Raw genomic sequence first — 19,972 nt, forward strand, 5'->3', positions numbered from 1 at the left:
GTTAACCACGGTTTGGCTAAGTTATTTGTCCATTTGTAACGACAGTAACTTAGCTTGATATACATCGAGTTTTTGATTATCACGTTCTAGTTCAATTGCTTTCTCAAGTAAGGTTTGTGTTTGTTTAATATTACCTTGTTGATAGCGAACTTTTGCGAGTTCCAAGTATAACTCAGCAATGTAAGGCGCTTTAGTAATAGCTTGCTCAAGGTGTGCTTTAGCCTGATGAGCGTGGCCAGCTTGTAAGTTGTTTTTAGCGATCACTAGTAATTCGTATGGGTCTTTCTCTTTATTAATTAATTGTGAGGTGAGCTCTTTAACAAGCCCTTTGTCGCCTAATTTTTTAGCTAAAAGCTGATAGTTGCTGATTAAATTAATACTTATTTCATTATTACTAAGTGCTGTTTGATAGATGTTTTTAGCGCTTTGTAAATCACCAGCCCGACGATGCAAAACGCCCGCTATATTAAATAATTCAGGATCATTGGGAGTGTATTTGTTTGCTTGTAAAATAAGTGAGTAAGCAATATTCAGCTGTTTGTCTGCTAGCGCTGTTGCAGCTAAGTTACTGTAAAACTTAGAAACTAAATCGTTATAGTCTGCGCTGCTTGAATAAAAGCTGCGACGGGTAGGAAAGTAGTCGATTAAGGTGCCCGCTCTGAAAAATTCAACAATATTATCATCTTTTTTATCTACTTTTGGGGCGTATACTCTTGTTCTAAAGTGACTTGCTACATAAACAACATTATTTTCTTTTGCGTATACAGGCTGACTTGTTACTTCTTGAAAGCTTGTTTCTAACCCAAGAGCTTGTGCATAGCTTTGTGTTAAAACAGCTAAGCTAATACAGTTGCCTTGCGAAAGTTTTAAGGCTTGGGCTGAAGTAAGTGTATCGCCGTGGTATTTAAAGTTAGCTAAGTTGCTTTCGAGGTAGTTGTAAATAATGCGGTCATGACGGATTTCAGACTGTTTTTGTTTTTCGGCATAAGCTAAAAATTTTTCTTTTTCAGCATTTGGCAGCTCGAAAATACTGTACTCAGAAGGAGTGTCGAGTTTATTAAACAAAGAATGGTTTAATAGTTGTTCAAGCTCTATTTGTTGTTCTACTTGCTGAACCTTGGTTGTGTTACATCCAACTAAATATAAAAAAGTAATACAGACTGCTATTTTATAAAACATCATAAACCCACTCCATTGTTAAATTTTACATTACAATGTGGTGGTTTTTTAATCAAGCACTTGCTGTGCTGCGTTTACTTAAGCGGTTTTTTTGTGATTGTTTTTTACGTTTTCGGCGAGTAAACCATAAGTAAAAACCAGTACCTGCTAGCCACACTGGGCTTAAACCAATTACGCACCACAGTATTTTACTTATTAGCCCTGCAAAGTAGCCAAAATGAAGCTTTCTAAAGCTATCAATTACCTGCCAGCCAACACCTACTTCGCGAATATCCCAGTTGGCTATGTGCTCGCCTGTTAGCTTGTTATAGCTAACCGTATTGGCATACTCACTAGCAAGTGGGTTGGCGGTATCGACTTCGCCGAATAAGGTAATGTTTTCGTCAGGCTCGAGTGGCATAACTAAAAACGTGCCGTTAAAAGTGGGTATTTGCTTTTTACTGTCATCAAGTATGCGTTGAAACGAAATATCGCTACTGTGTAGGTTTTTGGTTAGTACAAAGTGCTCTTCCTCTGCGTGTTCAATAACTTCGTGATACCACACCGCCCAGTTAAAGTAGCCACCTGTGATAGCTAAAATAATAATGATGGGAGATCCTATAACCCCCGTCATTTTATGAATGTCGCTAAGTACAATTTGCAGTGTTGCACGCCAGCGCACACTAAATAGACGCTGCCAAAATTTACGATAAATAATAAGCCCAGTAATACCTAATACCAATAAAAACAGAGCAAAAAAGAAGCCTAGTACAGTGCCTGTTTGCCCTGGCAGGTTTTTAAAGTCGTTCAGTAAAAAAGTGTAATGTAGTTCTAAAAACCAATCGGTAAAATAATGGCTGGTACCAACAGGTTCAGACAAAATGTCACCCGTATACTGGTTTAAATGAAACTTATACCATTGCTCTGTGCCGCGTTTGACTAAGTAAACCCGATCAGCTGTATCATCGTTAAATATTTCCCAACTACCTACTACATATTCAGGGTAAGCATGCTCTGTTTTTGCAATTAACGTGTCGATTGGCATGCGCTCTGGCAGTGCATTTACAACAAAGTGGCTGCTTGGCATAAGTAAGCCATCTATTTCACTTTTAAAAACTAATACGCTCCCTGTAATACTAATAACAATCAATGGAATGATAGCTATTAGAGCGATCCAACTGTGAATTTTAAAAAGAGTTTTTCTCATAGGTAGTTTTATATACAGCAGTTAATGACTTGCGCATGATAACAACTATCATTTTTATTTAATAGTTAGGCGGTGAGGCTTTCTATTAAACCGGTAAACCGTGAACTTAATTCTACGGTTTTTGTATACCTAGCTTGCCAGTACCTAAAACAAGAATTTCTTATTTAGTTGAGTTAAATTTACGCGGCTCTACAATGCCGCGCTCATAGTAAAAGCCTTTTAAAACAATTGTTTATTAAATGTTTTTATTTCCGTGATTAATTAACATTTATGTAACGAGCGAGGTTGCTTTGGCGCATTATTTGCCTATATTGTCTTCATTTATTTTGGTTTTTAGTTTTTTACCATTACTAAACAAAATTCGAAAAAATCGTAGTGTCTCAGGTTTGTCACTATTGATGATGACGTTTGGGTTAGCACAAAGCCTTTATTTTATAACCTACAATATTTATTTTGAGCGTTTTTATATTGCGTTACCATTTATTGTAACCGGTGCGTTAAGCGGACTTATTTTGTATTTTTTTGCACGTTATAACGCAGCTAAACGAGAACGGGTACAGTTGTTTACTATGCTAGGTTTTTCGTTACTGCCTTTTTCACTGCTTTTGAATTCAAGCCTCGATACTGCAACGGTATTAAGCGCTTTAACGTATGTTGGCCTTGTGATGAGTTCGGTACGTGTTATGCCGCAAACTTATAAAACATTGCGTACGGGTAATGTAAGTAATTTAAGCGCGCGCTACTTTAGCTTGCAGTTTATTGCTGGTATTTGCGGCTTAGTTGTTGAGCTTACAACAGCGGCTCCAAGCACGGCGCACTTACTTATGTTTATTATGCTGTTGCTTACCAATGCTGTGCAATTTGGTTGTATGCAATATTATAGAATGCGGCCTGTAATGGCTTAAAGCCAAAATAAAAGTGCTAATTTAGTTTAGGTATGGCAGTTTTAAGCTATTAATCATTACAAAGTTTAAACAATGCAATTAGCTATTCATCAAATTGATGCGTTTACGAATGAGTTATTCAAAGGTAACTATGCGGCAGTGATCCCACTAGAATCGTGGTTAAGTGACGATTTATTGCTAAAGATTGGCGCTGAGAATAACGTATCTGAAACTGCTTTTACCTGCCTGCAAGACGATGGAAGTTTTGTTATTCGTTGGTTTTCGCCGTTAATGGAAATCGATTTTTGTGGTCACGCCACACTTGCGGCTGCCTATGTTTTATGTGAAGAGCATAACATATCGCAAATTCGCTTTATTGCTGATGCGGTGGGCGAGCTAATCGTTAATAAAAACGCTGATGGTAGCTTTGCAATGACCTTTCCAATACAAGCACCGGTTGAAGTGCAAAATGTGCCTCAGCAACTGCTTGATGGCCTGTCTATACAACCGAGTAAAGTGCTTAAAAATCGCCAAGCCTACTTTGTTATTTATGAAAACGCCGATCAAATACTTGAATTAAAAACTAGCTCAGAGCTTTTAAAAACGCTTTATCCACTTGATGTAGTGGCCACTGCTCCAAGTGCTGAATATGATTTTATATCTCGTTATTTTTGGCCTGCAAGCGGTGGCGACGAAGATTATGTAACAGGCTCTATTCATACTGGCTTGGCACCTTACTGGGCGCAGCAATTGGGTAAAACTACGTTAAGCGCTTATCAGGCTTCAAGCAGAGGCGGGTATTTACTATGTGAAGTGGGTGATACAACCGTCACCTTAACGGGGCATGCTGTAAGGTATTTAAAAGGCACTATTTATATTTGATCTGTGAATTAAGTGATAAAAAAGGCCACGTTGAACGTGGCCTTGGTTTACTCAATTAGTAGAGATATTTTACGCTTCTAGTGCTTTTGCAATTAAGCGATCAATATATTTTTTATGCGCTTTAGTTGCTGTATCTGCACCCCAAGCAGTGCTGGTATCGGCTATTTGAGTTAGCTGATATAACGCAGCTGTTTTAGCTAAGTTATCGTACTTACTTGCTTTGCCAAGACCTGCAATTGCGATTAGCTGATTAACATACTCAATTTGTAAGTTGTGACTAATAGAATTTGCGTCTTTGCTTTTCACAAAAATATTAGCGGTTAAATCTTGCATAAACTGAGTTAGGCTATATTCATTGCCGTACAAAGCAGTATCAGAAATACGCAGTAATACGGCTGGGTGTAATAGCTGCGCAAGTACAGACTTTTGCATACCTAAAATCATTTTGTGTGCTTTAGGGTCTTCATTTTTACCAAAGTGATTAAAGCCACGACGTTGCAGTTGCAAGTAGCTATATAGAGGTTGCATGTTTTGTAGTACGTCTGGTGCAAATACAAACTTTGCGAGTATATCCATCGCTTGTGTTTGACGTTCAAGAGATACCGGTGTAAATGGCTTATCTGCGTTTGCATCACCCACTACAGCACGCTCAACGTACACACCACCAATTTGGCGAGAAACAACACCTGCTTGAGCTCTGTACTGACCAAATAAGCTATTAGCAGAGGTAACAAGCTGTTGGTAAGACTCACCTTTAACTGTTGCTTTATCTTTTAGCTCAGTAAATAATTTATTAATTAACGCCATACGATCTGCGCCATAGGCCGCAGGATTTGACGACAAATCACCAATCATGACACGTGGATCGATATGGCGACCTGGTGCGCGCATATCGTCTGCATCGTTACCAAAGGCAAGGGCATGTTCACTTGAACGAGCAAGTATTTTTTCAAGTCTAGCTTGCTCAGCAGCTTCATCTGCAAGTGCTACGCTGTAGCCATAGTTAATAGCCCAATCATCGTAAGGGCCTGGTTTTGTTTGGAAAATATCACCTTGCTGCATACCAATTGGGGCAATGTTAGCGGGTGCATAATCCATAACAGAACCGGTTACTATGCCTTGGGTTTTGTTTTTGTCGTGTACTTCTTTTTCATCCCACAAAATAGATGATTTCATATTGTGGTTAAGACCTAAAGTATGGCCAACTTCGTGAAGTACCAATTGCGTTAGACCTTGGCGAAGCATTTCTTTATCTTCAATTTTGTCGCCGCTAGCAAGACCTTTGGCAAGCATTAGATTTTGTTGAATCTCATGCCCTAGCGAGCAATTTAGCTCACCGGTATTTGTTGCTTCACCGTGGCTCATTGTTCCTTGAGTGAAAAGTGTGTCGTAAATCCAACGGTTTTTCATAAATACAAACTCAAGCATAATGTCTGAGCCCAGTATTTCGCCTGTTAATGGGTTAGCAAGTGCTGGTCCGTATCCGCCAAATGGAGGCTTAGGTGACGAAGTCCAACGCAGTACGTTGTAATTAATATCGCCCGCATCCCAGTCTGCATCATCTGGTTGTACTTTTACCTCTAAGGCATTTTTAAAACCGGCTTTTTCAAAAGAAGTATTCCACGTTAAAACAGCGTCACGAATAGTATCGCGCCATTGGATAGGTGTGGTGTTTTCTATCCACCAAGTAATTGGTTTTACTGGCTCTGAAAGTGCTGCACTAGGGTCTTTCTTTTGTAGATCCCAACGTTTTATAACATCTTCATAAGGTGCCCAATCGGCAGATGTCATTTGATCAAATTGATTTGTAAAATAACCAATGCGCGCATCATCCATACGTGGTGCGTAGTTATTGCTAGGTAAAGCAACAAACGAGTGCTGAACTTTTACCGATACGCTACGTGGGTCGCTTACTGCATTTGAGCCACGTACCGTTGGGCTTGGGTTAGTAAATACGTAATCAACAACTACGTCTAAGTTATTAGGGTATGGACGCTGTTTAATAATGCGTGATTTTTTATCGTCTAGTTTACCTACTTTAAAGCGTTTTTTAGCGTTTTTATCAGCTGGATTTGGCGTAGGTGATACTTTATGAAGTGCTTCGCTTAAAAATAACTTATTTACATTAAATGCTATTTTACCGTCTTCTTCTTTTTCTATTTTAATGCTCGCGAGTACCGCTTCACTAATATTGGCATTACTTGCTTTTGAAATTGCACTGTTTTCGTCAAATTTGTAGCGAGGTGTTTTGCTAATGATATCGATACGATCAAAGTATTTTCTAAATTCAATTAACTTAGTTTCACGGTACGAACCACGATAATGGCCTGCATCTGTAACGCCATCGACAGTGTGCGCAAAATATACAAACGGCGTATTAAGTTGGGACTCGTTAATCACCATAAGGTGCTTACCGGTTTTTTCGTCTTGATAAAGGCTAAATATACCGGCAAATTCGGTTTGTCCTTTGATCATTTCGCTAAGTGTTTTTGGCTCTTTTTCGTCTTTTTTATCGGCTGCAAATGCATGGCTGCCAAACGCTAAGCTAAGCGCAAGGGTGATGGTCGTTAATTTCATTTTGAGACTTTTAATATTTGTTAATTTAATTGGACTGTACGTAAATTAATTTAATTTCGCACATCTTCGCGACGAAATTTAAGTGTACAACGCTAATTAACTGATATTAATAAACAAAAGTTTGTAACAAAATATAACGAATGAGGTGAGCTGCATGCAAAGTTATTTTTATAGCCCTAAATAGCAGTGGTTTATATGTATTTGCAACAGTTGCTTACAAATGTCACCTTAATGTTTCATATGGCTCTGGTATTATGACGTTAATAGAATTTTGGGGATAATAGGATATGCAAACAAATTCACTTAGATGGGTTTTTCCATTTGTAGCGCTAATTGTTGGTGTTGTTGGCTTTATGGGAATAAATGCCATTGCACAAGAGCCAGAAAAAAAAGAAGTAATTGATACTCGTCCAACAGTGCAAGTTGAGCCAGTGGCTGCAAACGATCATCAAGTTATTATTAATAGCTACGGTGAAGTAAAGCCTCTTGAAAGTACACAGCTTTCGGCGCAGGTGTCGGGTGAAGTGTTAAGTTGGCATCCTAATTTTGTAGCCGGTGGCATCGTTGCTCGCGGTGAAACGTTATTCACTATCGAAAAAGACAACTACGAAGCAGCAGTACTTGTTGCAGAGGCAGAAATTGCTCGTGCACAAGCAGGCTTGATTGAAGAGCAGGCCCAAGCTCAAGTGGCCGCAGATGAAGCAAAGCGTTTTCCAAGTAAAGCGCGTACCGACTTATTTTTACGTAAGCCTCAAGTGTTAAGTGCACAGGCATCTGTAAAGTCGGCGCAAGCTGCATTAAAACGTGCACAACGTGACTTAGATAATTGTGAAGTAACAGCCCCTTACGATGCATTGGTTATTAGCCGAAATGTAGGTGTTGGTCAATTTGTCACTATGGGTTCGCAAGTTGCTGAGCTCAATAATATTGAAACTGCTGAAGTGATTATTCCTATAGCAGGGTTCGATAGCGTTTTTTTGCCAGAACGCATTAAAGGCATTACCGCAACGATTATTCAAAAGGGCCTAAACAGCTTCACCCGTGAAGGTGTAATTGACCGCGACCTAGGGATTGTTGATAACGCTACGCGTATGAGCAGTCTAGTCGTGCGTATAGAAGACCCATACGGTCTTAAAAACATACAACCAGCCATTAAGTTTGGCAGCTACGTACAGGTGAATTTTGCAGGTGCAATGCTTAATAATATTTACCGTTTACCGCAAGCTTTGGTTAACAACCAAACTGTGTGGGTAGTAAACGAAAATCAAGAACTAGAGCCTCGCAAAGTAACGGTTATTCGTGAAGAGGGTGAGTATTTTTATATTAGCAGCGGTTTAAATGCCGATGACAAACTTGTTATTACTCTACCTGAATACCCGCAAAAAGGAATGCAGGTTAAAATTGCAGGTGTAGCTGCAAAACCTGAAAGCTCAGAAACGAGCACTTCAAACACGCAACAGCTGTAGGGTGTAATAGTTATGAGCGAGTCAATACAACAAAAACAAACAGGGCTAATTGCCTACTTTGCTAATAATTCAGTAGCCGCTAATTTAATGATGTTTTTTATCATTATTATGGGGGCTATAAGTTACTTTACGATTCAGCGTCAAATGTTTCCTAATGTAGAGATTAACTACATTAATATTGAGGCTAATTACCCAGGTGCCTCTCCTCAGGAAATAGAAGAAAGTATTCTTATAAAAGTTGAAGAGTCACTTAAAGATATAACCGAAATTAAAAAAGGCGTGTATCGCGCATTTAGAAATGGCGGTACAGCCAGCCTGGAAATAAACACCGATGCAAAACTTACCGATGTGCTTGATAAAGTAAAGTTGCGTGTTGATGGTATTGCGACTTTTCCGGCGGGTATGGAACCGGTCACCATAAGTCAGGTTGAGTTTAGGCAAGACGTAATAGGTATGACGCTCGTTGCTGACTTACCACTTACAGAGCTTAAGCCTATAGCAAACCAAATAGAGGATGAGTTACTACAGTTATCTAACGTGTCGTTAGTGGTAAACGATGTTCCTCTTGATGAAATAGCAATTGAAATAGAGCCCGATACGCTGCGCCAATATAATCTAACCCTTAGTGATGTGATGAATGCGGTACGCCGTTACTCAGCTAACTTCTCTGCTGGGCAGCTAAAAACAGATGCAGGTGTTATTTCTGTTCGCGTCGAGAATCAGTTTTACTCGGGTGAAGAGTTTAGGCAAATTCCGGTAAAAATTGGCGAGTATGGCGCTAAAGTTTTACTGCAAGATATTGCAGTTATTAAAGATCAATTTACCGAAGGTGAGCGCTACTTTAAGTTTAATGGCGAAAACGCGGTGTATTTATCGGTAAAAGCAACGCAAGAGCAAAACATGATTCCCGTTGCGGATTCGGTTAAAGCGTTTATTGATCAAAAAAATAAGCAGCTACCGCCAGGTATTCGATTAGAGCCATTAATGGATATGACCTACTACCTAAATGCTCGCCTTGATATGATGAAAGCTAACCTGTTTCAAGGTGCAATTTTGGTGGCAATTATGTTGTCGTTATTCTTGCGTTTTAAACTAGCACTTTGGGTAATGATTGGCTTACCTGTTTGTTTTTTAGGGGCCATGATGATGATGCCACTATTTGGCATTAGCATTAATATTATTTCGTTATTCGCTTTTATAATGGTGCTCGGCATAGTGGTGGATGATGCCATAGTGATAGGGGAAGCTGCCTACACCGAAGTTGAAAAAAGCGGCGGTGGTGTAGAAAATGTTGTGCGTGGCGCTAACCGAGTCGCGACCCCAGCAACCTTTGGTGTGTTAACAACAATTGCTGTATTTGCACCATTCACAATGTCGAGCGGGCCAGAAAGTGCCTTCTTTTATGGTATAGCCGTTGTAGTAATGCTGTGTTTAGTATTTAGTTTGATTGAATCAAAGCTGATACTGCCAGCTCACATTGCTCATACGCACTTTTCGCCGATTAAAAAAGGTGGTTGGCGCGATCGCTTCAATACACGCTTTTTTGGTTTCGTAAATGGCCCATATAAACGTTTTATTGCTAAGTGTGTTGATTGGCGCTGGACTGTTTTGTTTGCTTTTATTGCAATGTTTATAATCAGTATTGCACTTATTACGTCTAATAAAGTACGTACAGTTCCAACTCCTAAAGTGCCGCACGACTTTCCACAAATTCAAGTAGAAATGAACGACAACGTTTCTGACTTACAAACCATTGCTGCTATTCGTGAAATAGAAGCTATGGTACTTAGAGTCGATGAAGAAACAGAACGTGAGTTTGGCCAAAAGATTATTCGTGATGTATTGGTATTTAATCAAGGCAGAACCGAGTCGCAGTTACTAGCTCCATTAGTTGACGAAGATTCACGTCCATACAATGCATTTGAGCTTTCTCGCCGATGGCGTGAGGCTATGCCGACTATTGCTGGTATTAAGTCGTTAACTATTCAAGACGATGTTGGTGGCGGCGGTGGTAATGGCGGCGGCGAGTTTGGCTATTTACTGTATGGCTCAGACATAGATACTTTAAATCAAGCGGGTCGTCGTTTTATTCAATTACTTCAACAGCAAAAAGGATTGTTTGATATTAGCTCAACCATAGATCCTGCGAGCAAAGAAGTGCAAATGAGCCTTAAACCTGTTGCATACGATTTAGGCTTAGATTTAGCCGGTATTGCAAATCAAGTGGGTGCTAGTTTTTATGGTGGCGAGGCACAGCGTGTAATCCGAAACGGCGAAGAAGTACGCGTAATGGTACGTTACCCTAAGCTGACTCGTGAAGCATTTTCATCGCTTAAACACACCGTTGTTACTACCCCACAAGGGCGAGAAGTACTTCTTGGTGATGTAGTAGAGCTAACAGAAACGCCAGGTATTAGCTATATACGCCGCGAAGGTGGTTACCGTACCGTGTATGTTTATGGCAATATTGATGAAGAGCAAATTGAGCCAGGCGAAGTGGTTAAGCAAGTAAAAGAAAATCTACTGCCACAGCTAATAGAAGAATTCCCAAGTGTTAAATCAGAGCTTGGTGGCGCAATAGAAGAGCAGCAAGCTCAAGCTAATGAGCAAATAATGTTTTTTATTGGCGGAATGATTTTAGTATACATACTGCTAGCTGTGCCGCTTAAAAGCTATTCACAACCGCTTATTGTAATGTCGGTTATTCCGTTTAGTTTAACCGGGGCTATTTGGGGTCATTACTGGTTTGATTTAGATATGAGCTTAATGTCGGGATTTGGCTTAATTGCCGCAGCAGGTGTTGTTATAAATGATTCACTTGTAATGACAGATTATGTAAACCAAGTTCGCCGCGAAGGTGTTAGCGTTAAAAATGCAGTAATAGAAGCTGGTTGTGCCCGCTTTAGAGCAATACTATTAACGTCTATAACAACCTTTGCTGGTGTATTACCTATTATGTTTGAAACAAGCCTGCAGGCTAAGTTTGTAATACCTATGGCAGTAGCACTTGGCTTTGCTGTTATGTTTGCAACGTTAATAACGCTTATATTAGTACCGTGTTTATATATTATTTTAGGTGATATTGGTGCCGTATTTAAACGGCCATTTAAAAGCCGAGCTGTGAAAGTCTCGTAGATAAAAAACATAAAAAAAGCACTGACCGTTATTAACGCTCAGTGCTTTTTATTATCTATTTATTGTTGTTAAACTGGCTACAACAATAATTAATCTTTAAATTGCTTATGGCAATCTTTACAGCCTTTAGCCCATGCGCCAAAAGCTTTACCAATTACGGCTTTATCGCCCGATTGAGCAGCTAACGCTAGCTTATCTGCATTTGCTGCAAAAGCATTCGCTTTTTCAACAAAGGTTGCATTTTCGGCCCAAACAGCAGCAAGTGCAGCTGTGTCGCCTTTATCTGTTCCTTCGTAAAACGCTTCCCATGGCATTTTTGAAAGTGCAGCAGCGTTGTTAGCACGCATTTTAAATTGCTCTGCGTCAAAAGGTACTTTACCTTTTAGCATTGCGCCCATGTCACCAATTTGCACTGAGATCATTGAAAACGCAGCTTGGCGGTATTCAATCGCGTCACTTGGCTCTTTAAATGCAGAATTTGCCGATACGCTAAATGCACACGTTGCCAGTGCTATTGTTGCTAATACTTTTTTTAATTTCATGTTTGCCCCTGTTGAAAATTGTAATTCTTAATTCGGTATCTTGTATCTAACATCGTATTTATTCAAGTGAATACGATAGATTTAACTAAAACTTAATCGTTTATATCAATATCTGCAAATATCATCCCGCGACGCATGCTTCTAGTTGCTAAGAATACCTCACCAAGTAACGACATAAATGCACATATAAGTAATGCCATTGCTGCTACAAAACAACAGGCAATTGTAACGCCTAAGTTTATAGATTGAATATGCGATAAAAATAACAACATAACCACAGCGCATACAAGTAGTGCGCTTAATACACTTAAACTAAAAGCAATATGTATACATCGAGAACGCTTTAAAAGGGCGCGCAGCTCTGTAGCGAGTGATTTATTAAAGTCCTCGTCAGTACTTACTTTTAGTCTGCGTTCTAGCTGACGTGCCCTATCGGTAATTCGTGCTAAACGATTAGATAAAACACCTAAAGTAGCAGCAATACCCGTGATTAAGAATACAGGGGCAACGGCCGTTTGAATTACTTTAGCCATGGTTAAAATGTTAATTACTTCGTTATTCATTCATTTCTCAAGAAAAAGTTAGAGTTGTTTACATTAGTTCACAAATATGATTTTTTAACTTTATTGTTTTAAATCAATTTGCTGAGGTGGTGTTTTCTTGTTTTTTGGATTTGATGTCATGTGTTTGTAACCAAGGTGTTGCTTGGGTTGTACCAAAAGTTTTATATTCAGTACAACAATATAATCATTTTGATTAATACAAATACAATAATACATAACCTATCCAAGGGGAACTCATGGCTAAAAATATAATAAAAAAAACTGCTATAGCTACGGCAGTCTCAAGTGCATTTCTTGCTACTTTTGTTAATGCGGCAACTTTACCTAATGCAACGATTGCACCTCAAGCTGCAGAGCAGCTGAAAGAATTAGCATCTGAGCAAAAACAGCCTTCAGCACATATGATTGTTTTACGTGCAGCAACTTCTGTTGATGCTGTGGCTTCTGGCACTTATGAAGCGTCAAGCAGTCGTGAAATGATTGCTAACGTTGAGCTGCTTCAAAACACGATGGCCAACGAGCTTAGTAGCTTAGACTTTGATGCAAAAATAATTGGTAAAACAAAAATATTAGCACCAACATTAATTGTGCAGGCGACACCAGAAGCCTTAGCTAAAATAGCTAAAGATTCACGAGTGGCTAAAGTATTACCGATGTTTGACTACGAATTACATGTAGCTGCAACGTCTGAATATATTAATGCTAAGCCTTTAATTGTTGATGGTATTGTAACTGGTAAAGGTCAGCGTGTGGCTGTTCTAGATACTGGTATTGACTATACCCACAAAGCATTTGGTGGTGAGGGTACTGTAGAAGCATACGAGGCTGCTCAAGCTGATCCTACAACGGTTGATTGGCCACAAGGTATTGTACAAGGCGGTTACGATTTTATTCGTGACGATGCTGATCCAATTGAAAATGATGCTGCAAATTCTCCTTCTACAGGTGATGCAACGAATCATGGTACGTCTTCTTCAAACTCAGTAAATGGTATTGCACCAGATGTTGAATTATATGTTTACTCTGTTTGTGGTGGTGGCTGTCCAAGTGCCGCTCAAGCTGCGGCATTAGAAGCTGCAATGGATCCAAATGGCGATGGTGATATTTCAGACCGCGTAGATGTTATGAACATGTCATTAGGTGGCGAGTTTGGCGATACATATACAGGTGGTGGTGCGCAATACCTAATTCAACGTGCTGTTGATTTAGGTGTGAATATGGTTATTTCAGCTGGTAATGATGGTGATCATCCATTCCGTATTGGTGGCCCAAGCACGACACCAAATGCGTTATCAGTAGGCGCAATGACTCATCCTACAACTGAAGTTGGTACTGCTACAGGTACTATTGCTGGTATCGAAGGTAATATTCAAGCATCAGGCTTTGGTCCGCAAACTGACTTTGTAATTACAGGTGCAGATATTGATTTAGTGTACCCTGACACAAACCAAGATGGTTGTGTTGATTTTGCTGATGATGTTGATTTTACTGGTAAAGCGGTTTTAATTGACCGTGGTGCATGTGCATTTACAGTTAAAGTACTTAGTGCACAGAAGAAAGGTGCTGAATTTGTACTGATTGCAAATAACACAGATGATGGCACTCCTGCACCAATGGGTGGCAGTGATGACAATGTAACTATTAAAAGTGTAGGTATTAATTTTGCTGCAGGTGCTGCTTTAAAAGCTCAATTAGCTGCAGGCGATACGGCAACATTTGATATTGATGTAAAAATTAAAACTACAGCAGGTGCAGTAGCTACGTTCTCTTCTCGTGGCCCTTCGATGGATGGTTTATTAAAACCAGAAATTACTGCCCCTGGTACTAGTATATTAGTTGCAGCAGCAGGCACGCAAGATCAGCTAGCTCCTGTATCTGGAACATCTTTTTCAGGCCCTATTACAGCCGGTGCTGTTGCAATGGTACGTGAAGCTCACCCTGAACGTAATGCATTTGAGATTAAAGCTACAATAATGAATGCAGCTGACTTAAATGTAACAAATGAGCCTTTAGCAAGCAGTCCTGACTCAGAACTGGCTCCAATTAGTATGATTGGTTCAGGCTTGGTTGATGTAACTAAAGCAGTCAACTTACCAGTTGCTGCATGGGTTAATAATACACAGTTTAATACTAAACAAGCGGCTCTTTCATTCGGCCTTGTGTCAATGGCTGGAACAGAGTCTCTAACTAAAACAGTGACTGTTAAGAACTTCTCATCAGATGCTAAAACGTATGCGCTGCGTACTGAAGCTCGCTACCAAAATGATGACGATACAGCTGCAATTAGCTGGGATTTCCCTGAGTCGGTAACAATCCCTGCAGGTCAGTCAATTAACTTTGATGTGACGCTAACTGTTGATCCAACAAAACTACCAGCGTGGGAATTAGAAAACCCATTTAGTGCAGACGACATTGCTGCAAGAAGCGCTGCTCTTACTTCAGTAGAGTTTGATGGTGCATTGGTATTTAATGACGCAAGCACTGATACAGACCACGATTTACACGTTGTATATCATGCAATGCCAAAAGCTGCGACAGAATTAAGCGTTTCGTCTCAAATCATTGATAACGAAATGGCACTTATTGTTGAAAATAGCGGCCAAACAGATATTACTCCTTTTGCAGAAAGCATTGTTGCAACAGGCACAGAGAAAACACGAGAAGAAGCTGAGTTTAATATTTTAGCGACTACTTTCTCTGCATTTGCAGATAGCTCTTGTGACTCTGGTATTTTTGTAACGTCATCAATTCAATTACGTGACCCGTTAACGCATGTATTCCAAGCAGGCTACAGATTAGAAGTTGATACTGATAATGACGGTGTTTATGATCAAGTTATGCAAAACTATAACGACCGCGGTCGTGAAACAGCATTCCCTGGCCGTAGCCGTACAGTAATTGGTGAAACTGATGGCGCTGGTAACGATTCGTTAGCATGGGTTACTCCGCTTTATCACTCAGCCGGTGAAGATACTATTACCTTCTCAACTTGTAGTGAGCTACTAAACGTTGATGGTTCATTGCTTGGTGAGAATATGAACTTTAAAGCATCTGTGGGTTACCCTTCATATGTTACCGGTGTATTCACTCAGACCGATAGTATTGAAGGCTCAACTACATTTGGAGCATCTCCAAGTGTAACGCTTACTTCTATGGAAACTGGCGAAGCAGTTACTTCACTTAAACCGGGTGAAAAAGCAATTGTTGAAGCAAGCGGTCCATTTGCATTATCACAAACATCTGGTTTGGATATTGTTAAAGTGATGAGTAGTACTGAGTTAGAGCTTCCTGCAATCGACGCCCCAATGCTAGTTGGTGGTGAGTTTAGTGTTTCAGAAGATGCTGCTAACGGAACGGTTGTTGGTGCACTAACTATCACTGAGTCTGAGCAAGACTTAGATGTGTCAGAATACTACGTTCAATCAAGTACTCACCAAGGTTTTGGTATTGATGCCGATGGACAAGTGGTTGTAACTAATACTGAATTGTTAACTGGTGATTCATCAGCTGAACTTCAAGTTGTTGCAATTGATGTACGCGGTAATGTATCTGCTCCTGCTGTAGTTACTGTAAGTATTACTAAAGTTGTACCACCAGTAGTAGAGACTGTAGCACCAGAAAGCAAAAAGAGTTCATCTGGTTCACTTGCATGGTTAACATTACTAGTAGCGCCATTTGCATTTATACGTCGTCGTAAACAAAAGTAATTTTATAACTTAATAGTTATACAAAGGGAGCTACGGCTCCCTTTTTACATTGCTTCACAAACTAAACAACTACAAACTCTAATTTATAGGTATATTTAACTACTTAATAAAAAATAAAAATAAAAATACAACAAGGACTTTGACTGATGAAACGCAACCCATTCGCACTCGCAGCACTATCACTCGCTATTTTAAGTGGCTGTAATCAAGCCCCTGAAGAAACCAAAAAAAGTAATACACAAGTTAAAACGGTTCAAGTAGCCCAAGCTGTAGCCCCTGTTGCTAAAAAAGTGCCACATGAAATGACTATTCATGGTGACACACGTATAGATGATTACTATTGGCTGCGTGATGATGAACGTAAAGCACCTGAGGTAATTAACTACTTAGAAGCTGAAAATACGTATACTGATGCAATGCTCGCACATACTAAAACGCTGCAAAGTGAGTTGTTTGAAGAGCTAAAAGGGCGTATTCAAAAAGACGATGATTCGGTCCCAGTTAAAAACGGTGATTATTTTTACTCAACACAAACACGTGGCGATAACGAGTACACTACTTACTTACGTAGCAGCGATTTTGCAGGTACCGATCAGCAAGTTATTTTAGATGTAAATGAGCTTGCTAAAGGCCATGATTATTATGCAGTAAGTGGCTTAAATGTAAGCCCGAATGGCAATTTAATGGCTTATGGCGAAGATACTGTTAGTCGTCGTATTTATAGCGTAAAAATAAAAGATTTAACTACCGGTAAATTACTCGAAGACACACTTGAAGGCACTAACGGTGGCATTGTGTGGGCAAACGATAATAAAACGGTTTACTACATTAAAAAAGATTTACAAACTCTACTAGGTTACCAAGTGTATCGTCATACATTAGGTACATCGCAAGCTGATGATGAGCTAATTTACGAAGAAACTGATACCAGTTACTACATGGGTATGAGTAAAAGCAAAGATGAGTCAGAGATTTATATTTGGCACAGTAGCACGGCTGCATCAGGCGTATCTGTATTAAGTGCTGATGATACTAAGGCAATGCCTAAACGCTTAATTGAGCGCGAAGCAGGGCTTGAATATGATATTTCGAAGCTAGGGAATACTTACTACATTGTAACTAACTTAGATGCTGTAAATTTTCAGCTGATGAAAGTTGATATTGATAAAGCAGGCGACAAGGCTAATTGGCAAAGTGTGATCCCTGCGCGCGATGATATTAAACTCGAAGGCATTGATTTATTTAATGACTACTTAGTTTACCAAGAACGTGAAATGGGCCAATCAAAGTTGATTGCGCGTAATTTAAAAACAGGCAAAGAGTTACCACTGAGCTTTAACGATAGCGCTTATACAATTGGTACTTATGGCAATAACGATATAGATAGCAGCACGTTACGTGTTTACTACACAAGCATGACCACTCCAAGCTCATCGTACGATGTAGATTTAGCGACTGGCGATAAAACGCTTCTTAAGCAACAGGTTGTGTTAGGTGATTTTGATGCTGGCAATTACGCTTCAGAGCGTATTTTTGTAACAGCACGCGATGGCATAAAAGTACCGGTAAGTTTAGTTTACCGTAAAGATGCGTTTAAAAAAGATGGCACTAACCCGCTACTGCAATATGGTTACGGTTCTTATGGCGCAACCATGGATCCAACGTTCTCAAGCTCACGCTTGAGCTTGTTAGACCGTGGTTTTGTATTTGCAATTGCCCATGTACGTGGCTCGCAAATGCTAGGTCGTCCTTGGTACGAAGACGGTAAGCTACTCACTAAAAAGAATACATTTAACGACTTTGTTGACGTAACTAAAGCACTGGTTTCTCAAAAGTATGGTGCAAAAGATGAAATATTTGCGTTAGGTGGCAGTGCTGGTGGCTTATTAATGGGCGCAGTAGCAAACCAAGCGCCTGAGCTTTATAAAGGCATGGTTGCTGCGGTACCGTTTGTAGATGTAGTAACAACGATGCTTGATGCGAGTATTCCGCTTACAACAAATGAATACGGCGAATGGGGTAATCCGAACGAAAAAGCGTATTACGATTACATGCTGTCTTACTCGCCATACGACCAAGTATCTAAGCAAGCATATCCTAATATGTTAGTAACGACTGGCTTGCACGATTCACAAGTTCAATACTTTGAACCTGCAAAATGGGTTGCTAAGCTGCGTGACTATAAAACTGATGACAATAAGTTACTGTTTAAAATAGATATGGAAGCAGGGCACGGTGGTGCATCGGGTCGCTTTAAGCGCTTAGAAGATACCGCGCTAAACTATGCATTTATGCTTGATTTAGCGGGTATTAAAAAGTAATTAATTTATATATTTAAAATAAACAAAAATGTAAGGTGCTTTTTAAGAAAGCACCTTTTTTTGTGGCAAGTTAAAGCTAAACATAGTGCCTTTACCAATTTCACTTTGTACGTAAATTTCGCTATCCATCAGTTTTAATAACCCTCTGCAAATAGCCAATCCTAAACCACCTTGCTGGCGCCCTTCTTTATTAGAATTACTTGCTTGGTAGTGCGGATCAAAAATAGCATTCAGCTCATCTTCTTTTATGCCTACGCCCGTGTCTGATACATGCACAAATAGTTGATTATCGTCACTGCGTTTTACATGTACTGCAATGCTACCGCCGCGAGGGGTATGCCTAATTGCATTATCAATTAAGTTACTTAACACGCGCTCTAATTTAGCTATATCGGCAACCACAGGAAAATCACAAATCGCAGGTTCTACCGACAAACTAATGCCTTTTTTGTCAACGGCTAAACTAAATTTTGCCATGCAATCGTAAATGAGTTCACCTAAATTAAAGGTTTCTTTATTTATACTTATTTCGCCATTTTCTAAGTGAGCAAGCTCAAATATTTGCTCTATGAGTAGCTTTAATTGCCCACAATTATTAAGCGATACCTGCAAGTATTCTTGCTGCTCTTTTTTACTTAGTTGTTCACCCGACTGATTTAATACTTCTAAAAACCCCTGCAGTGAAGCAAGTGGTGTACGTAGGTCGTGCGATAAGTGAGTTAGTAACTCTTTGCGTTGTTTATCGCCTTGTTCAAGCGCTTTAAACTGCTCATTAATACGCGTTAGCATGGCTTGAATACTTCGCCCTAAACTATGCACTTCGTTACTTTTTTGCGTTGAATAGTTACTTAGCTTGGTGTCGGTAAGGCTGTAGTTAGCGGCTTCAATATTACTAACATCGCGTGCTAAGCGCTGAATTGGGTTGGTAAAAAAACGTAGTAAAATTAGCATCGCAATAAATAAAAATGCGAGTGCAGAGCCAAGCCATAAAGCAGCTAGCCATAACTTATCATTATTTTTTACAGTGCTTAGTGAGGTATCGTAAGCCTCACCACCAATAATTACATATAAATAACCTTGTAGCTTATCTTGATTAAATACTGGCGCGGCTGAAAATATTTTTTGTTGCTCTTTATTACGAGGATTATCACCATAAATAGGTGCAGCGCTTGGGTCGTTAATCAGCCTTTTTAAAGGCGTTAAACTAATATGCGTGCGTTTAACTTTACCCGGCTTTGCTGAGTAAGTAAGAATTTTTCCGGTTTCGTCTACAAAATAAAATTCAAACGCAGGACCTAATAACATTAAGGTATGGAAGAGGTTTTCAAGCGCTTTATAGTCGTAAACCCCTTCTTTTATTAATGGGTTATCTTGTACTAAATGCTCAGCTAACGCTAAGTGCAGATTTTGTTCGGCGTGGTGTTTTGAAGTCAGTTCTAATTGCTTGCTCCAGCCGTAAACTAGGGCGCAAATAAAACAAAAAATTACGACTAGCGATATAGCTAATTTTTGATACAAAGATAATTTCAT

12 protein-coding genes are annotated in these 19,972 nt (G+C 39.6%); 6 read left to right on the forward strand and 6 right to left on the reverse strand.

The features are described from left to right. Positions 1-21: 21 nt before the first annotated feature. Both I6E82_RS16850 and I6E82_RS16855 read right to left on the reverse strand, forming a co-directional pair. Positions 22-1,182, reverse strand: a complete 1,161-nt coding sequence (locus tag I6E82_RS16850; RefSeq protein ID WP_197118338.1) for a tetratricopeptide repeat protein — start codon at positions 1,180-1,182, stop codon at positions 22-24. A 49-nt stretch (positions 1,183-1,231) separates the two neighbouring features. Beyond that, positions 1,232-2,365 carry a PepSY-associated TM helix domain-containing protein gene (locus tag I6E82_RS16855; protein WP_197118339.1) on the reverse strand — a complete coding sequence of 378 codons (1,134 nt, stop codon included), beginning with the start codon at positions 2,363-2,365 and terminating at the stop codon, positions 1,232-1,234. Between the two features lie 290 nt (positions 2,366-2,655). Here I6E82_RS16855 and I6E82_RS16860 point away from each other — a divergent pair, with 290 nt between their 5' ends. Next, positions 2,656-3,270 (forward strand): PQ-loop repeat-containing protein, encoded by a 615-nt coding sequence (locus I6E82_RS16860; protein ID WP_033012533.1) that lies wholly within the window; start codon positions 2,656-2,658, stop codon positions 3,268-3,270. 72 nt (positions 3,271-3,342) lie between these two features. Then, positions 3,343-4,131 carry a PhzF family phenazine biosynthesis protein gene (locus tag I6E82_RS16865; protein ID WP_007580479.1) on the forward strand — a complete coding sequence of 263 codons (789 nt, stop codon included), beginning with the start codon at positions 3,343-3,345 and terminating at the stop codon, positions 4,129-4,131. Positions 4,132-4,200: 69 nt separating this feature from the next. Here the strand turns inward: I6E82_RS16865 and I6E82_RS16870 are convergent, their stop codons facing one another. Beyond that, positions 4,201-6,708, reverse strand: coding sequence for a zinc-dependent metalloprotease (locus I6E82_RS16870; protein ID WP_197118340.1), 2,508 nt, complete (start codon positions 6,706-6,708; stop codon positions 4,201-4,203). A gap of 287 nt (positions 6,709-6,995) precedes the next feature. On the opposite strand from I6E82_RS16870, the gene I6E82_RS16875 reads away from it, so the two are divergent. Next, on the forward strand, positions 6,996-8,174 hold the full coding sequence (locus I6E82_RS16875) for an efflux RND transporter periplasmic adaptor subunit (RefSeq protein ID WP_007580481.1): 1,179 nt from the start codon (positions 6,996-6,998) through the stop codon (positions 8,172-8,174). Positions 8,175-8,186: 12 nt separating this feature from the next. Further along, positions 8,187-11,309 (forward strand): efflux RND transporter permease subunit, encoded by a 3,123-nt coding sequence (locus tag I6E82_RS16880; protein ID WP_010554540.1) that lies wholly within the window; start codon positions 8,187-8,189, stop codon positions 11,307-11,309. An 89-nt stretch (positions 11,310-11,398) separates the two neighbouring features. On the opposite strand, the gene I6E82_RS16885 is transcribed toward I6E82_RS16880, so the two are convergent. Together I6E82_RS16885 and I6E82_RS16890 are read right to left on the reverse strand one after the other, a co-directional pair. After that, the gene (locus tag I6E82_RS16885; RefSeq protein WP_007580483.1) at positions 11,399-11,851 is read right to left on the reverse strand and encodes a c-type cytochrome; all 453 of its coding nucleotides are present in this window, start codon (positions 11,849-11,851) and stop codon (positions 11,399-11,401) included. A gap of 92 nt (positions 11,852-11,943) precedes the next feature. Further along, the gene (locus I6E82_RS16890; RefSeq protein ID WP_007377300.1) at positions 11,944-12,414 is read right to left on the reverse strand and encodes a DUF2721 domain-containing protein; all 471 of its coding nucleotides are present in this window, start codon (positions 12,412-12,414) and stop codon (positions 11,944-11,946) included. Between the two features lie 236 nt (positions 12,415-12,650). Between I6E82_RS16890 and I6E82_RS16895 the strand changes: the two genes are divergently transcribed. Together I6E82_RS16895 and I6E82_RS16900 are read left to right on the forward strand one after the other, a co-directional pair. Next, positions 12,651-16,121, forward strand: coding sequence for a S8 family serine peptidase (locus I6E82_RS16895; RefSeq protein WP_165722686.1), 3,471 nt, complete (start codon positions 12,651-12,653; stop codon positions 16,119-16,121). Between the two features lie 146 nt (positions 16,122-16,267). Further along, positions 16,268-18,442 (forward strand): S9 family peptidase, encoded by a 2,175-nt coding sequence (locus I6E82_RS16900; RefSeq protein WP_197118341.1) that lies wholly within the window; start codon positions 16,268-16,270, stop codon positions 18,440-18,442. Between the two features lie 42 nt (positions 18,443-18,484). On the opposite strand, the gene I6E82_RS16905 is transcribed toward I6E82_RS16900, so the two are convergent. Then, positions 18,485-19,972 carry a sensor histidine kinase gene (locus tag I6E82_RS16905; RefSeq protein ID WP_007580487.1) on the reverse strand — a complete coding sequence of 496 codons (1,488 nt, stop codon included), beginning with the start codon at positions 19,970-19,972 and terminating at the stop codon, positions 18,485-18,487.

Origin of the sequence: Pseudoalteromonas sp. NZS11 (genome assembly GCF_015864765.1) — a bacterium.
GTDB classification, from domain to species: Bacteria; Pseudomonadota; Gammaproteobacteria; order Enterobacterales; family Alteromonadaceae; genus Pseudoalteromonas; species Pseudoalteromonas arctica.

Bases quoted from the DNA above. Each gene is read 5' to 3' on its own strand.
- I6E82_RS16850 (WP_197118338.1), bottom strand. From the start codon at position 1,182: ATGATGTTTTATAAAATAGCAGTCTGTATTACTTTTTTATATTTAGTT.
- I6E82_RS16855 (WP_197118339.1), bottom strand. From the start codon at position 2,365: ATGAGAAAAACTCTTTTTAAAATTCACAGTTGGATCGCTCTAATAGCT.
- I6E82_RS16865 (WP_007580479.1), top strand. From the start codon at position 3,343: ATGCAATTAGCTATTCATCAAATTGATGCGTTTACGAATGAGTTATTC.
- I6E82_RS16870 (WP_197118340.1), bottom strand. From the start codon at position 6,708: ATGAAATTAACGACCATCACCCTTGCGCTTAGCTTAGCGTTTGGCAGC.
- I6E82_RS16875 (WP_007580481.1), top strand. From the start codon at position 6,996: ATGCAAACAAATTCACTTAGATGGGTTTTTCCATTTGTAGCGCTAATT.
- I6E82_RS16880 (WP_010554540.1), top strand. From the start codon at position 8,187: ATGAGCGAGTCAATACAACAAAAACAAACAGGGCTAATTGCCTACTTT.
- I6E82_RS16885 (WP_007580483.1), bottom strand. From the start codon at position 11,851: ATGAAATTAAAAAAAGTATTAGCAACAATAGCACTGGCAACGTGTGCA.
- I6E82_RS16890 (WP_007377300.1), bottom strand. From the start codon at position 12,414: ATGAATAACGAAGTAATTAACATTTTAACCATGGCTAAAGTAATTCAA.
- I6E82_RS16895 (WP_165722686.1), top strand. From the start codon at position 12,651: ATGGCTAAAAATATAATAAAAAAAACTGCTATAGCTACGGCAGTCTCA.
- I6E82_RS16900 (WP_197118341.1), top strand. From the start codon at position 16,268: ATGAAACGCAACCCATTCGCACTCGCAGCACTATCACTCGCTATTTTA.
- I6E82_RS16905 (WP_007580487.1), bottom strand. From the start codon at position 19,972: ATGAAATTATCTTTGTATCAAAAATTAGCTATATCGCTAGTCGTAATT.